This is a genomic window from Natrinema sp. H-ect1, assembly GCF_041821105.1.
In the GTDB taxonomy this organism is placed as follows: Archaea; Halobacteriota; Halobacteria; order Halobacteriales; family Natrialbaceae; genus Natrinema; species Natrinema thermotolerans.
Genome location: NZ_JBGUBA010000013.1, coordinates 48,463 through 61,775, shown reverse-complemented (window position 1 = coordinate 61,775; position 13,313 = coordinate 48,463). Strand labels below are relative to the sequence as shown.

Here is a 13,313-nt window from a genome sequence, read left to right as displayed (position 1 = left end):
TCGTCAAACGCGTCGCACTGACAGTCACTGCGTCACCGTGTAGATACTGTCGAGGTACGTCTCGCGGACCCGATCGCCCCAGTTGTGGGTGTAGGTGTCGATCACGTCGCCGGCGACGTCGCCCCGGAGATACTGGACGATCCCCCGGTCGCCGGTCCGGTCCCGCAGGTGGGTCGTGAAGAAATGCCGGAAGTAGTGTGGCGTCACGTTCTCCTCGGTACCGCCGCCGGTTCGGTACCAGCCTCGTTCTCGAGCGTGTTTCTCGACGAGATAGCGGACGTCCGACGGCGTGAGCCGCTGGCCCCAGGAATCGCGAGTGTCGAGAAAGAGCGGTCGCGCCGGCGAGACCGCGTCCGGTCGGATCGCCAGCCACTCGCACAGGACCCGGCGAAGTTCCTCGTCGACGGGGACGACCGTCTCGCGCTTTCGCTTGTTCGAGGCCGTCCGCTCCTCGCCGTTGACCGTGGTGCCGCGGGCCGGCTCCGACGACACGAACAGCGACGCCGGCCGCTGCTCGAGGCCGACCCGCGGGGTCCACTCGAGGTCGACTGGGGGCGTCTCGAGGTGGAGATCCCGCAGATCGAGGTTGCACAGTTCGCCGACCCGCATCCCGGTCTTCAAGAGGGTGACGACGACGGCCCGCTCGAGCGGGTGGGTGATCCCGTCGACGAACGACCGCATTTCGGCGATCGAGATGTCCCGCCGCGTGGGGTTCGTCTCGATCGATTCGGACAGCTCCTCCATGACCAGCGCCATCGGGTTGTCGTCGAAGACACCGACGCGGGTCATGTACTCGTAAAACCGGTTGAGATAGGAGGCGTAGGTCGCGATCGTACTGGATTCGAACTCGCCGCGCAGCGAGTGAATCCAGGCCATACACTCCCGACGCCCCGCCGCGCCGGTCGCCTCGGTGTCGAACCGCTCGAGGAGAAAGGACTCGAACCGGCGCAACACCCGGTCGTAGGCCTCGAGAGTACGCTCGCTCTTGCCGTGATACCGTTGGTCGTCGAGGAAGTACGCGATGGGGTCGGTCACGTCCTCGGGGGCCTCGGCGGTCGGCTCAGTCGCCATCGCCATCACCGTCGACGACCGTGTATCCGCCGTGGCGACCGCTGTATCGAATCCGGTTGTCCGCCTGTAACTCCTCGAGGGTCTCGTCCAGTCGCGACTCGATGTCGTCGGCGACTGCCTCGAGCAGTTCGTCCCAGGAGTACGTGTCGGATTCCAGTAACTCGAGGACCTGTGTTTCGAGGGCGTTACCCCCAGGGTCAGAGCCGGATGAATCGGGTTCCGCTGTGGCGTTCGGCTCGGGGTCGAACCCCTTTCGTCCGGCCTGGACCATGGTCCGGACGAACTCACTCTGGCTCATATCGAGGTCGTCGGCGTGGGATTGCCACTCCGATTTCTGGTAGGCCGGGACGTAGGTCTTGACAGATTTTCTAGAAGTATCCGCCGAGTCACTCATGTTCCGTTCGTCAAACGCGAGGACCTTCAACCCTTCTATTATTAGAGCTAAGTGAATTTATCTCGATCTATATCACCCAACCTGGCCGAAATGTGCCCCCATGAGGGCTGATTAAAATGCCTAATGGGCCCATGAATCAGTATCATTGGATAGTGAAGGTAGTGGCAGAGATTAAGATAAATAGAGGAGGAGGTCGGACGAGACGATGTCCGTCTTGCGGTAACTGGGTGAAACGCCGCTCCGGCCACGGTTGGAGACCCTCCCCAAGCAGGACCGATCAGTATCGAATAGGCTCAGGTCCAGAACGCCGCCCCCCTCGAGGACACTCTAGAACTACCGCGATCGATCGGCCCGGGCGTCGGTTTGCTCGCTCGAGTCACGGCCTCGGCTCGAGGGCCCGTGTCACTCGGGACGATCCTGTAACGATCATCGCGAAGTCAGCACCGATCGTTCGGTCGTCTCGAGGATGGGCGAGGTGAACCCGATCGAAAGTCGCTCGTCGTCACGCGGTGGTCGTTCACTCCTTCGCCGTTTGCGGTGGTTTCGGTCCACACTGTCTCGGGCGGTTCTCACCGCGGGTCGATATCGCTCATTGCTCGACTGGTACTGACGGGACTCACTGCCGTCCCCGCAGTCGGGGACATGGCTGACGACGAGTACTCTTCCTGAAGACCTCTCATCGGTGTTGAGTTGCGCTACGACAGTCGATTTACGGCCTGAATCGTCGTTTTCCTCACCAGCTACGTCCTCTATCTTCTTTCTCTCGCTCCGCTTAGAACGCTACTGAGCCGTTTCACGTCGTTCCGGAGTCCGCCGTCGACTCTCGGTTTCTATCGCCCTCGTGGTCGAGTGCCCTTGGAGAAGGGGTCCGTCTCGGGCGGGCGGACGCTCGTGTTGTGTGGTGGGCCGGACGGTGCGTGCCGCCAGGTGATAAATAATATATCGCTATATCTATCCTGGTTGCTGAAGCCGGGCATGCCAAGACTGATCCCTTGGATTGAACAGCGGGAGCTGTCTCCTCGTCGCGGCATACGGGGAACGCAGTGGAACACAAACTCTATTTGACAGTAGCAATATGTTATTGGTATGCCATCACCGATTCATCCCCCGCCCGCACAACCGGGAGATACGGTTGCGATACTCGCGCCCTCGTCGATGGTCGCCAACGAAGACTGTATCGATATTGCAGTAGAGCGTCTCCGCTCCCGATTTGACCTCGAGCCGGTTCTCTACGAAACTGCACAGCAGAACGGGGAATACCTCCGCGAGCATCCACGAGAACGAGCCGCCGACGTTATGCGCGCCTTCGAAGATCCGGACATAAGCGCGGCGATTGCCGTCTTCGGTGGGGATGACCAACTTCGGATCCTGAAACACCTCGACCCGGATATTCTCCGAGAAAATCCAACTCGGTTTTTCGGATACAGTGACAACTGCAACCTCTCGTTGTATCTGTGGAATCTAGGAATCGTCTCCTATTCGGGTGGGCAAGTGATGCCCGACCTTGCCTGTGACCCGGAACTGCATTCGTACACTGCGGAGTATCTTCGCCGTGCGTTCTTCGAGGAGCGACTGGGAGAACTCCACCCGGCATCCGAATGGAGTGACCGTTTCTATGACTTTGACACGGGCGAGCCGCGTGAGTGGTTCGACAACCATGGCTGGGAATGGTATGGCCCGAGTACGACCGTCGAAGGGCGACTATGGGGCGGCTGTTTCGAAATCATCAGTTGGCACCTTCAGACGGAACGATACGTACCGGATACGAGTGATCTAGAGGGTGCTGTTCTCGTACTGGAAACTGCCGACGATGCACCGGATGCCGAGCGGATCGGATGGACGCTCATGTGCATGGGTGAGCGCCGATTGCTCCAGCAGTTCGATGCGGTCCTAGTTGGACGGCCTGCAACGTTTGCCGCCGACGTGAATCGGGAAGAATACTGTGCGGCACAGCGAGAGGCGATACTCGAACAAATCGAACGGTATAATCCGGGTATTCCGCTTGTCTTCGGTCTCGATTACGGTCACACGGACCCGTGTATTCCGCTTCCGCTTGGAGCAGACGTGACCGTTGATGCAACGAAGGAGCGGATCTCCGTTTGATTATGAGCGTGCTACCGATCGTCGTTGGACTCCGGTGACGGGTCCTCGTCGCTCGAGTCACCGTCGTCGGCCTCCCGGAACCACTGGCCGACCGTCCGCTGGCGCTTGCGTGCCCGCAGCCGTTCCTGCAACCGTTCCTCGAGGTCGGCCTGTAGCTCGAGGCCCCGTTGGTCGTCGATGTCGTGGGCGGTCGCGGCCCGGCCGAGCAGCGAGGCCGAACTCGCGGTGTCGGCGGTGACGCTGGCGAGGTTCCGCCGGCGCTGGAAGATCGTTGCCTGGTGGAGGACGGCCTGGACCCGGTAGTAGGGGACGACTTTCGTGGTTCGCCGCCAGAAGCCGGCTCGTGTGAGGAAGTACCGGTCGCCGACCTGATAGCCCCGGCTGGTCCACTTCAGGTGGGCGGCGGGCGGGACGAGGACGGCGAGGGCGACCAGCAGGTACCACCGGTCGACGACTCCCGTGTACCGCGCCACCAGCGCCGCGGTCCCGACGACGGCGGCGACGACGAGCAGGTACCGGACCGCGTACCGCTCGCGCGCACGGCGGGGCGGCGACTCGAGGTCGACCGGGCCGAACGGTTCGATCGCGCGTGCGAGTTCGTTCACCCGGTCGGCATCGGCAAGCGGGATCGCGGACTCGGTGCCCCGGGAGTCGGACTGTCCGGGCGCGTAGCCGGCCGTCTCGACGCTGAGGGCGGCGTACCCGAACCAGCGGAACGGAACCGACTTCGAGATCGTCAGCGCCTGAACCTTCTCGAGCGGGATCGTCCCGCTGTAGCGCTGCAGGAGTCCGCGCTCGTAGTAGAGTTCGTCGTCGGCGCGGGTGAGACGGAACCCGTAGTATCGGGTGAACGTAAGCACCGCGCTGACGACCCAGGCGGCGAGCAGGAACAGGAGGAAGCCCCACACGAGGACGAGCGGACCCGTTTCGGGGCCCGGAAGCCAGCCGATACGATCCCCGGGCAGCAGCGTCGCGGGATCGAAGCCGCTGGCAAAGGACAGCGCGATACCGCCGAGGAGGCTTGCCCCAGGGTCGATGGTGAAGACGCTCAGGATCACGAGTTCTCGCGGGCGAATCTCGAACAGGAGCGTTTCGTCGGGGCCGGCGTCGGACGCCGTAGTGTGGTCGTCCGCCTCGAGGGCGTCGTCGTCCGGTTTGCCCCCGCTCGCGCCACGCCGGAGCTGTCGCCTGAGCCGATGGGCCTCGTCCTCCGAGACGTACTCGAGGCTGACTTCGGTCTGACCGCCGCCGGCGGTCTCGATGTGGACGGCGGCGATGCCGAGGACGCGACCGAGGACGTTCTGTCTGATGTCGACGTTCTGGATCCGTCCGAGCGGGAGTTCGCGGTCCCGACGCGCGAGGACGCCGGAGGTGACGTCGAACGTATCGTCGGTCAGGTCGTACCGGAACCGCTGGTAGTAGGCGAACTCGTAGACGATGCCGACGACGATCCCGACCGCGACGAGACCGAACACCGACAGGAGATCGATCCCGTTCCCGCCGGGCGAGACGACGACGCCGACGACGAAAAACAGGAAGCCGGTATTGAGACTCCGTGACAGCGAACGGACGGCGACCGACGCGGGATGCAGCGATCTCATACGGCGTCTTCACCCTCGCTCTCGATCGCGAGACCCCGAAGCGACTCCTGAAGCGATTCCGCACGGGCCGGCGTCAGCCCGGGGATCGCGACGTCCGAACTCCGGGAGCCGGCCGTGTAGACTACGACCGTCGCGAGCCCGGTCGTCCGCTCGAGCGGCGAGCGCCGGGAGTCGACGTGCTGGACCCGGACGTAGGGGACGACGGTTCTGACTCGTGTAAAGACGCCGCGCTCGATGTAGAGGTCGTCGTCCCGGAGTTCGAACCGCCAGACACCGTAGCGAAGCCAGGCGACGACGACCCGGAGGACGGCGAGGACGACGGCGATCGCGACGGCGGCCGGCACGAGGATGTCCGGCGCGCCCGCCCAGAGATCGGTCCGGGTGACCCCGATCGCGGCACCGACGACGATCCCACCGAAGATCGCGGCCCGAACCAGCGCAAGGGCCAGCCAGACGACCCGCACTCGCGGCGTGAGCCGTTCCATACCTATCCTGAGGGGACGACCCGATTAAAACATGGGAAAGCGGCGGTGAGTTTGCAACGACCGAGAGCGTCGGCGAGGGAACGACGCTGTCGCTGCCCGAAGTGCAGTTCGGCATCGCCGCGACGCGTACGTTCCCTTCCTCGAGGCCGTGGTCGGGAACAGAACTGCAACGGAGATCGTCCTCACGGGCGAGGAGATCGGGCCCGGGTAACGGGGCTCACGAGGGATAAGTATATGACTGACGTTAACATAGATTACATCGAACGATGGGAGGCGACCGTGCCGAACTCGATCCGTTTGCGCTCAGTTCGGCGGTCGACGACCGACCGGTCGATGACGTGTTCCGGCTGCTTGCGTCCCCGACCGCTCGAGCGACGATCGTCTACTGCCACCAGCAGCCATCGCCAGCGGTCGAGGAACTCGCGGACGTGATCGCCGGCGTGGCCGCCAGCGCCGACGGGACGATCGCGTCGCCGGCCGATCGCGACCGGATCAGGATCCAGTTGTACCACGAGACGCTACCGCGGCTCGAGGACATGGGCCTGCTCGCGTTCGACAGGGAGTCCGGCGACGTCACCGAGACGTCGATCCCGGAGTCGATCCTCGACTGTCTCCGGGCCGTCGAGTGATGACGATGCGGTCGCTCCGAGACGCCTTCGAGGCGGTGGATCAACGGTACAAGACCCTCGAGATATACACCGACGACGAGTCGGTCGTGACGGCGCTCCGTCGAGGGTTCGAGACGCGAACCGCCGAGGTGACACATCGTCCGCTGGGGCTACTCGACGGGACCGGCTTCGTGATCGTCCGGGACGCCGAGGGCGCGTTCCGGGGCGCGCTGGGGCTCGAGGGGTTCGAGGCGATCCTCTCGCCGACGGACCATCCGCCGTGGGAGTTGGCCGACGCCGGGCCCGATCCCACTCACCTGTTCGACTTCCTCGAGAACACGCTGTTTGCGTCCGCGACCCGCGAGCAGTTGCTTGCGACCTCCCGCGAGATCGAAGAGCGGGCGTGGCGGGTCGGTGCCGGCCGGCTGTACGCTGGCTTCCAGCGACCGGCGGCGTTGCGGGCCCAGACGGGGGTCTACGAGCGGTTCGGTGCCCGCGACTCGATCGACGTGACGGTGTTTCTGGCGGGGGAGTGGCCGACCCCGCTCGAGGGCGTCTCGGTCGTCACCGGCTCCGGGGAACTCGGCGCGTTCTGGTTCGTCGTCTTCGACGGCGGCGAGGACGGCAGGCACTGCGGTGCCCTGGTCGCCGAAGAACGGGACCCCGGCGAGTACGCCGGCTTCTGGACGTTCGAACCGTCGATCGTTCGCGAACTGATCGACTACCTCGAGACGAGCTACGACGCGTAGGGGCGAGAGGGGAGAGCAACTGCGAAGAACAAGGGTGACGTATCGGGGGCAGAGACCGTGGTCGCCCCCGCCGTCAGTAGACGAGACGTGAGTCGGTGTCAGTGGGTCGCGGCTCGGACGTCGTCGACGCGATAGAGGTCCTCCTGTAGTCCGTCGCCGTCACAGTCCTCGTTGGGGCACTCGTAGTGCCAGCCGTCCTGGGTCGCCGACCCCTCCTGGAATCGCTCCCCGCATACCTCACAGAGGAGCTGTCCGTCTTCGCACGTATCCCGGTGTAACTCGAGGGCAAGCTCGGTCTGAAACGACTGGTTGCAGTTGCGACAGGTGTGCATATTTCGTCTGACGCGAGCCTTCGCCAAAACTGCTTGGGTTCTTTTATTCCGGCGCAGACACCACTGATTCGGCGTCACTGTCCCGATTTGGGGTTGACGGGTCGGGAAGAAAGAACGGTCAGAAGTCGTGTTTACTCGGCGTCGAGTGTTCCGGTCGCTGGTAGCTCGACGCGGAGGACAGTGCGGCCGACGGCTCGCTCGGGTCCCCGTCCGGCGACCGACCGCGAGGGGCGGGACTACCCTCGAGCGCGCCGCGGGGCGGCGACGGTGAGTCGATTCCCCGACAGATTTGTGTTCGGCGATGCAACACTCCAGTGATGAACTCGTTCGTCATCGGTGGGCGACTGTTCGCAGGGGTGTTGCTGATCCTGGCCAACGCCTTCTTCGTCGCCATCGAGTTTGCGCTGACTCGCGCGAGACAGTTCACGGAGGAGGAGTTCGTCGGCGATAACCCGAAACTCGAGCGGGCGTGGGCAATGACCGACGACCTCGAACTCTATCTGACCACGTGTCAGGTGGGGATTACTGCCTCGAGTATCGCGGTCGGGATCGTCGCCGAACCCGCGCTGGCCGCGATCTTCGAGCCGGTGTTCGAGAACACGGCGCTGGCCACGATCGGTAGCGGGGCGATCCTCGCCTTCCTCATCATCAACCTCGTCCACCTGACCCATGGGGAGCAGACGCCGACGTATCTCGGCGTCGAGCGCTCGCGGCTGGTCTGTCGCTACGGTGCCACGCCGTTGTACTGGTTCTACCGGATCATCTCGCCGGTCATCACGCTCGGGGACGGGATCGCGAAACTGACGCTCAAGTTCTTCGGGATCGAGATGACCGGCGCGTGGCTCGAGACCGAGGAGGACGTCATCGAGTCCCGGGCCGACCTGCGAAACCGGCTGGGCTCGATCCTGCAAGAGGGCGATCTCTCCGAGGAACGTCGCGAAGAGGTGATGAACGCGTTCCAGATCGGCGAGCAGTCGATCAGCGAGCTACTGGTCCCGCCCGAGGAGATCGTCGCGCTCTCGACCGACGCCGACCCCGAGGAGAACTTCCGGAAGATGGAGGAGCGGCCCCAGACCCGCTATCCGCTGGTCGGCGACGAACTGACCGACTTCCGCGGTATCCTCTACACGCCGATCCTCGTCAGACACCGCGAGGAACTGGCCGACGGCACCGTCGACTACGAGGAGCTGGCGGCGCCGCCGATGACGCTCTCGCCCGACGCGGACGTCAGCGACGCGGTCGACCAGTTCCAGGCCGAGAACCAGGAACTCGCCCTGGTCATCGAAGACGGCGAGGTCGTCGGCCTCGTCACCGTGACCGACCTGCTCGAGGCGGTAATGGGCGACATCGAGGACCCGCTCGACCAGGCTCAGCTCGAGCCGGTCGATCGCTGATCGATCGCGGGCACGGCCGAGACGTATCGGTCCCCGCGAGTGCGCGCGTTCGCTTTTTGTCCGCCGGCGTCGAGGCGATTACCGTGTACGACGACGTTCTGGTTCCGACCGACGGGAGCGCGACGAGCGAGGCGGCGGTCGAGCAGGCTGTTTCGATCGCCGAGGGTGCGGGAGCGACGGTTCACTTCCTCCACGTCGTGGACGTGGGGACGGAGATGTCCGCCGGCGCGTCGGGGAACATCGCCCCGCAGCTCACCGAGACGCTCGAGGAAGCAGCCGAGTCGGCCCTCGACGAGGCCGCGAGCCGGGCCGAAGCGGCCGGCGTGAACTACGAACGGCTCACCCGCGAGGGCGACCCCCACGAGGTGATCGAAGCGTACTGTGCCGAGCGCGACGTCGGCCTCGTCGCCATGGGGGCCAGCGGCCAATCGGGCGTGAAAGAACGACTGCTCGGCAGTACGACCGATCGCGTCGTCCGGAGCGTCGACGCGTCGGTTCTCGTCGCACGACCCTGAGAGGGTCGAGACCACCGATCGAAAACGGGATCCGCGCCGTCTCAGTCGTCCTGCCCGAGGATACCGCGTTCGGCCATCTTGCGGGGATCGAGGACCTCGTCGGCTTCCTCCTCGTCGAGATAGCCCTTCTCGAGGACGACCTCGCGGACGGTCTTGTCCTCCTTGAGCGCGGTCTTGGCGACCTCGCTCGCCTTGTCGTAGCCGATGTGGACGTTCAGCGAGGTGGCCATCGCCATCGACTGCTCGACGCGCTCTTCGCAGTAGGCCTCGTTGGCCTCGAGCTTTCGGACGAAGCGCTCGCCGAAGACCTGGCTCGCGTTCGAGATGAGTTCGGCCGACTCGAGGAAGTTGTGTGCCAGCACGGGCTTGTAGAGGTTGAGGTCGATCTGGCCCTCGGCCGCGCCGGCGGAGACGGCGGCGTCGTTGCCGACGACCTGCTTGTGGACCTGGTTGACGGCCTCGGCGACGACCGGGTTGATCTTGCCGGGCATGATCGAGGAGCCGGGCTGGTTCTCCGGCTGTTCGATCTCGCCGAGTCCGTTCCGGGGGCCCGAGGCGAGCAGGCGGAGGTCGTTGGCGATCTTATTCAGCGAGCCCGCGACCGTCCGGAGCGCGCCGTGGGCCTCGGACATCGCGTCGTGGGCCGCCTGGGCCTCGAAGTGGTTGTCGGCCTCGCGGAACTGGACGCCGGTCTCTTTCGTGATGTACTCGGCGGCGCGGCCGGGGAACTCCTCGTGCGTGTTGAGCCCGGTCCCGGTCGCGGTCCCGCCGAGCGCGAGTTCGCCGAGGTGGTCACGGACCTGGTCGACGCGGGCCAGCCCCTTCTCGACCTGGGTGCGGTAGCCCGAGAACTCCTGGCCGAGCGTGACCGGCGTCGCGTCCTGCAGGTGCGTGCGGCCGGTCTTGATCACGTCGTCGAACTCCTCTTCTTTCTCCTCGAGCGCTTCGCGGAGCGTGTCGAGCGCCGGAATGACGTCTTTTTCCACCGCCTCGAGGGAGGCGACGTGCATCGCGGTCGGGATGACGTCGTTCGAGGACTGGCCGTAGTTGACGTGGTCGTTGGGGTGAACGACGCGGTCGCCGATCTCCGAGCCCATGATCTCGGCGGCGCGGTTGGCGATGACCTCGTTGGCGTTCATGTTCGAGGACGTGCCCGAGCCGGTCTGGAAGACGTCGACCGGGAACTGGTCGTCGTGTTCGCCGGCGATGACCTCGTCGGCGGCCTCGATGATCGCCCCGGCGACGTCGTCGTCGACGAGACCGAGGTCGCGGTTGGCCTGCGCGGCGGCCTTCTTGACGACGCCGAGCCCGCGGATGAACCGCCGGCTGAACGTGATCCCCGAGATGGGGAAGTTCTGGATCGCGCGCTGGGTCTGTGCCCCCCAGTAGGCGTCCGCGGGCACCTGCATCTCGCCGAGGCTGTCCTCCTCGAGTCGGTAATCGTCTCCGTCTGCCATACGCGAGGGGTCGGCGCGAGTCACGTAAAATCCACCGAAAGCCCGAGATCGTCCGTCCGGGCGCGCTCGCGTAGCGCCGGCTGCTAGCTCAAGTCGAAGTCGATAGTCCTAGCCACAGATTCTACTGGGAGATATAAATGTAGAAAATTTGTTTACTAATATTATAATAAAGAACTCGGCCAGTCAGGATGTGCAGAGATTTGTGATATAGGTTTACCAGATACAGGGAACCCAGTGGCAGAGACCGCCGAAGATGCTCGTGAACTCGCTGAGACAGTCGGCGATACACTTCAAGAATACACAGGACATCCCAAAGACGGAACGGCTGCAGAAGAGGTTCTTGTAACAATTATTATGATCGCTGCGGCGATCTGGCTTGCTCGCAAGAGCGCTACGAAGTGGCTCACTGGTTAAACGTTTCCGCACCAGTTGACCAGTTTCACCAACCATTCGTTCCACAGTGGTTTTTGGTTCGCTACAGGTTTTCGGAGATGATCGTATGAAGTACACGAAACCCTATTATTGACACAAATAGCGCTAAAAAAGCAAGAATTCGATGTTCATTGAACCAAATAATGCCGATCGATAGAGCTGTCAGAGAAAGAACCGCGACCATCGCCGTAGTAAAAACAACGGATCGGGCAATCGGTTCGTACGTTGTTGCTGCTACGTACACGAACGCGAAACATCCGGCCGCTAATAGCACAGCATTTGTATTTTGTCTAATCAAATAAGACAGTAAAAACTCCAAGGATTATTGCACCGAACCCACGATCGATTTGTATTCGTTTCAAGTCCACATCATAATAATATATTCCATTTGATGTAATATTTCCCATCTGGATCTGGGATTTCCAACACAAATGTACCCCCGAACGGGCCGGCTCGTTATTGGAAGATCGAAAGCCAGCCGGGGGTATCCCGTCGCAGTAACGACCGATACTCTCGCTCGGTCACCTCGGGCCGGTCACCGTCGATCCCGTCTGCAATACGCGGGAACCGGAGCGAGTCACGTAAAATCCACCGAAAGCCCGAGATCGTCCGTCCGGGCGCGCTCGCGGAGCGCCGACTGGAGCCGTTCCCGGCCGGTGTCGTGGATCTCGCGGGCCGTCTCGAGGTCGATGTCGTAGATCGTCGGGGACCCCCACGAGAAGGTGCGCGAACTGGCGGTATCGACGGCCAACGACGCGAGCCCGAGCCGACGCTGGAAGACCGAGCGCCGGGTCGAGACCGTCTGGATCCGGTAGTAGGGGATCACGGTCGTCTGGCGGTTCCAGAACCCGCTCCGGATCACGAGGTGGTCCGCACCCACGAAGTAGCCAAGATTGACGTATTTCAGGTGTGCGGCGGGCGGGACAGCAACGAAGACGACGGCGGTGAGATACCAGCGGTCGAACGTCGAGACCCGTGAGAGACCGATCGCGGCGGCGACGATCACGGCCGCGACGATCGAATACCGAACGAAGTATCGGCGACGAGCCAACCGCGGCGGACTCCGGAACTCGGGTGTCTCGACGCCGGTGAGGTTCTCGGCGAAGCGGTAGACGCGGTCGGTCCCGGCAAGCGGGACTGCCGACTGATTACTGCTCCCGCTGTCGGGACCGTACCCCGCCGTTTCGACCCGGAGACCGGCGTAGCCGACCAGTCGCTGGAGCGGGTTCTCGGTGACCGAAACCGACTGGACCTTCTCGACGGGAATCGAGCCGCTGTAGCGCTGGACCAGCCCGCGCTCGTAGACGAAGTCCTCGCCCGCGCGGCCGAGGCGGAACCCGTAGTAGTTCGCGACCGTATAGATCACGCTCGAGACGTAGGTGAACACCGACCACTGAACGGCGGTGACCGCGGCCAACACCAAAAGCGGGCCGACCGCCGCCCCCTCGAGCGCGTCCGGCCCGCCGAAGGGGCGAGCGGCGTCGATGACGAACGCGGGCACGAGGCCCGATCCCGAGTCGGCACCGCCGAGGAAGACGAGTATCGCGATCGGAAAGACCGCCGCACCCCACCGGAACGAGGTCACCGCGTAGAGCAGGAGTTCCCGGACCTCGAGGTCGAACAACAGCGTCGGCGCACCACCGCCTGGCGAGTGGTTCTCGCGCGTTCGTTCGGACGCGGTCGGCTCGTCCGATGCCGACTGATCGGAGTCGGGGTCGGCGGTCGACTCCTCCGTAGCGGCCGTCAACCGGCGGATTTCCGACCGGAGCCGCTCCGCCTCGTCCTCGCTGACAAACTGGAGCGTCGCTTCGGTGTCGCCGCCGCCGGCGGTCTCGATCGAGACGACCGCGAGGCCGAACAGTCGCTGGAAGAGCCCTTGGGAGATATCGACGTTCTGGATCCGCCGATAGGGGATCTCGCGGGAGCGGCGCGCGAACACACCCGAGGAGACGTCGAACGTACTCGCGGTGACTTCGTACGTGAATCGATAGTAGTACGCGATGCCGTAGCCGACGCCGGCGACGAGACCGATCGGGACCAACGCCAGTAGCGGTCCGATATCGATATCGAGAACGCTGGGGCCCAGCCCCACGAGCAGGACCGGGACCGAGAAGCCGGTTGCTCCGTGCTGGAGCGCCAGCATCACGGCACTGAGGGGATGTAGTCGGTTCG

At 63.9% G+C, this 13,313-nt stretch carries 13 protein-coding genes; 6 read left to right on the top strand and 7 right to left on the bottom strand.

Going from position 1 to position 13,313, the window contains the following annotated elements:
- Positions 1–24: 24 nt before the first annotated feature.
- Positions 25–1,071, bottom strand: coding sequence for a tyrosine-type recombinase/integrase (locus ACERIM_RS17555; protein WP_373633640.1), 1,047 nt, complete (start codon positions 1,069–1,071; stop codon positions 25–27).
- Positions 1,061–1,465 carry a DUF5805 domain-containing protein gene (locus ACERIM_RS17550; protein WP_373633625.1) on the bottom strand — a complete coding sequence of 135 codons (405 nt, stop codon included), beginning with the start codon at positions 1,463–1,465 and terminating at the stop codon, positions 1,061–1,063. Before ACERIM_RS17550 ends, ACERIM_RS17555 begins: the two co-directional genes overlap by 11 nt.
- A 1,086-nt stretch (positions 1,466–2,551) precedes the next feature.
- On the opposite strand from ACERIM_RS17550, the gene ACERIM_RS17545 reads away from it, so the two are divergent.
- The gene (locus ACERIM_RS17545) at positions 2,552–3,568 is read left to right on the top strand and encodes a S66 peptidase family protein (protein WP_373633624.1); all 1,017 of its coding nucleotides are present in this window, start codon (positions 2,552–2,554) and stop codon (positions 3,566–3,568) included.
- An 11-nt stretch (positions 3,569–3,579) separates the two neighbouring features.
- Here ACERIM_RS17545 and ACERIM_RS17540 read toward each other — a convergent pair whose 3' ends face one another.
- Both ACERIM_RS17540 and ACERIM_RS17535 read right to left on the bottom strand, forming a co-directional pair.
- The gene (locus ACERIM_RS17540) at positions 3,580–5,169 is read right to left on the bottom strand and encodes a PH domain-containing protein (RefSeq protein ID WP_373633623.1); all 1,590 of its coding nucleotides are present in this window, start codon (positions 5,167–5,169) and stop codon (positions 3,580–3,582) included.
- Positions 5,166–5,654 carry a PH domain-containing protein gene (locus tag ACERIM_RS17535; RefSeq protein ID WP_049964186.1) on the bottom strand — a complete coding sequence of 163 codons (489 nt, stop codon included), beginning with the start codon at positions 5,652–5,654 and terminating at the stop codon, positions 5,166–5,168. Before ACERIM_RS17535 ends, ACERIM_RS17540 begins: the two co-directional genes overlap by 4 nt.
- Positions 5,655–5,920: 266 nt before the next feature.
- Here ACERIM_RS17535 and ACERIM_RS17530 point away from each other — a divergent pair, with 266 nt between their 5' ends.
- A complete protein-coding gene (locus ACERIM_RS17530; RefSeq protein WP_006180876.1) occupies positions 5,921–6,283 on the top strand; it encodes a hypothetical protein in 363 nt (120 codons plus the stop codon).
- On the top strand, positions 6,283–7,011 hold the full coding sequence (locus tag ACERIM_RS17525; RefSeq protein ID WP_373633622.1) for a DICT sensory domain-containing protein: 729 nt from the start codon (positions 6,283–6,285) through the stop codon (positions 7,009–7,011). The genes ACERIM_RS17530 and ACERIM_RS17525 overlap by 1 nt, the downstream gene beginning before the upstream one ends.
- Positions 7,012–7,109: 98 nt before the next feature.
- Here the strand turns inward: ACERIM_RS17525 and ACERIM_RS17520 are convergent, their stop codons facing one another.
- Entirely contained in the window at positions 7,110–7,343 is a 234-nt protein-coding gene (locus ACERIM_RS17520; protein WP_006180878.1) for an HVO_2901 family zinc finger protein, read from the bottom strand.
- 317 nt (positions 7,344–7,660) lie between these two features.
- Between ACERIM_RS17520 and ACERIM_RS17515 the strand changes: the two genes are divergently transcribed.
- Entirely contained in the window at positions 7,661–8,737 is a 1,077-nt protein-coding gene (locus ACERIM_RS17515; RefSeq protein ID WP_049964184.1) for a CNNM domain-containing protein, read from the top strand.
- Between the two features lie 83 nt (positions 8,738–8,820).
- Entirely contained in the window at positions 8,821–9,252 is a 432-nt protein-coding gene (locus ACERIM_RS17510; protein ID WP_373633621.1) for a universal stress protein, read from the top strand.
- A gap of 41 nt (positions 9,253–9,293) precedes the next feature.
- Here the strand turns inward: ACERIM_RS17510 and ACERIM_RS17505 are convergent, their stop codons facing one another.
- Positions 9,294–10,709 (bottom strand): class II fumarate hydratase, encoded by a 1,416-nt coding sequence (locus ACERIM_RS17505; RefSeq protein WP_373633620.1) that lies wholly within the window; start codon positions 10,707–10,709, stop codon positions 9,294–9,296.
- Between the two features lie 234 nt (positions 10,710–10,943).
- On the opposite strand from ACERIM_RS17505, the gene ACERIM_RS17500 reads away from it, so the two are divergent.
- Positions 10,944–11,123: a hypothetical protein gene (locus tag ACERIM_RS17500; RefSeq protein WP_172704527.1), complete on the top strand. Its 180-nt coding sequence runs from the start codon at positions 10,944–10,946 to the stop codon at positions 11,121–11,123.
- Between the two features lie 595 nt (positions 11,124–11,718).
- On the opposite strand, the gene ACERIM_RS17495 is transcribed toward ACERIM_RS17500, so the two are convergent.
- The gene (locus ACERIM_RS17495; protein WP_373633639.1) at positions 11,719–13,284 is read right to left on the bottom strand and encodes a PH domain-containing protein; all 1,566 of its coding nucleotides are present in this window, start codon (positions 13,282–13,284) and stop codon (positions 11,719–11,721) included.
- Between the last annotated feature and the right edge of the window lie 29 nt (positions 13,285–13,313).

Bases quoted from the DNA above. Each gene is read 5' to 3' on its own strand.
- ACERIM_RS17555 (WP_373633640.1), bottom strand. From the start codon at position 1,071: ATGGCGACTGAGCCGACCGCCGAGGCCCCCGAGGACGTGACCGACCCC.
- ACERIM_RS17550 (WP_373633625.1), bottom strand. From the start codon at position 1,465: ATGAGTGACTCGGCGGATACTTCTAGAAAATCTGTCAAGACCTACGTC.
- ACERIM_RS17545 (WP_373633624.1), top strand. From the start codon at position 2,552: ATGCCATCACCGATTCATCCCCCGCCCGCACAACCGGGAGATACGGTT.
- ACERIM_RS17540 (WP_373633623.1), bottom strand. From the start codon at position 5,169: ATGAGATCGCTGCATCCCGCGTCGGTCGCCGTCCGTTCGCTGTCACGG.
- ACERIM_RS17535 (WP_049964186.1), bottom strand. From the start codon at position 5,654: ATGGAACGGCTCACGCCGCGAGTGCGGGTCGTCTGGCTGGCCCTTGCG.
- ACERIM_RS17530 (WP_006180876.1), top strand. From the start codon at position 5,921: ATGGGAGGCGACCGTGCCGAACTCGATCCGTTTGCGCTCAGTTCGGCG.
- ACERIM_RS17525 (WP_373633622.1), top strand. From the start codon at position 6,283: ATGACGATGCGGTCGCTCCGAGACGCCTTCGAGGCGGTGGATCAACGG.
- ACERIM_RS17520 (WP_006180878.1), bottom strand. From the start codon at position 7,343: ATGCACACCTGTCGCAACTGCAACCAGTCGTTTCAGACCGAGCTTGCC.
- ACERIM_RS17515 (WP_049964184.1), top strand. From the start codon at position 7,661: ATGAACTCGTTCGTCATCGGTGGGCGACTGTTCGCAGGGGTGTTGCTG.
- ACERIM_RS17505 (WP_373633620.1), bottom strand. From the start codon at position 10,709: ATGGCAGACGGAGACGATTACCGACTCGAGGAGGACAGCCTCGGCGAG.
- ACERIM_RS17495 (WP_373633639.1), bottom strand. From the start codon at position 13,284: ATGCTGGCGCTCCAGCACGGAGCAACCGGCTTCTCGGTCCCGGTCCTG.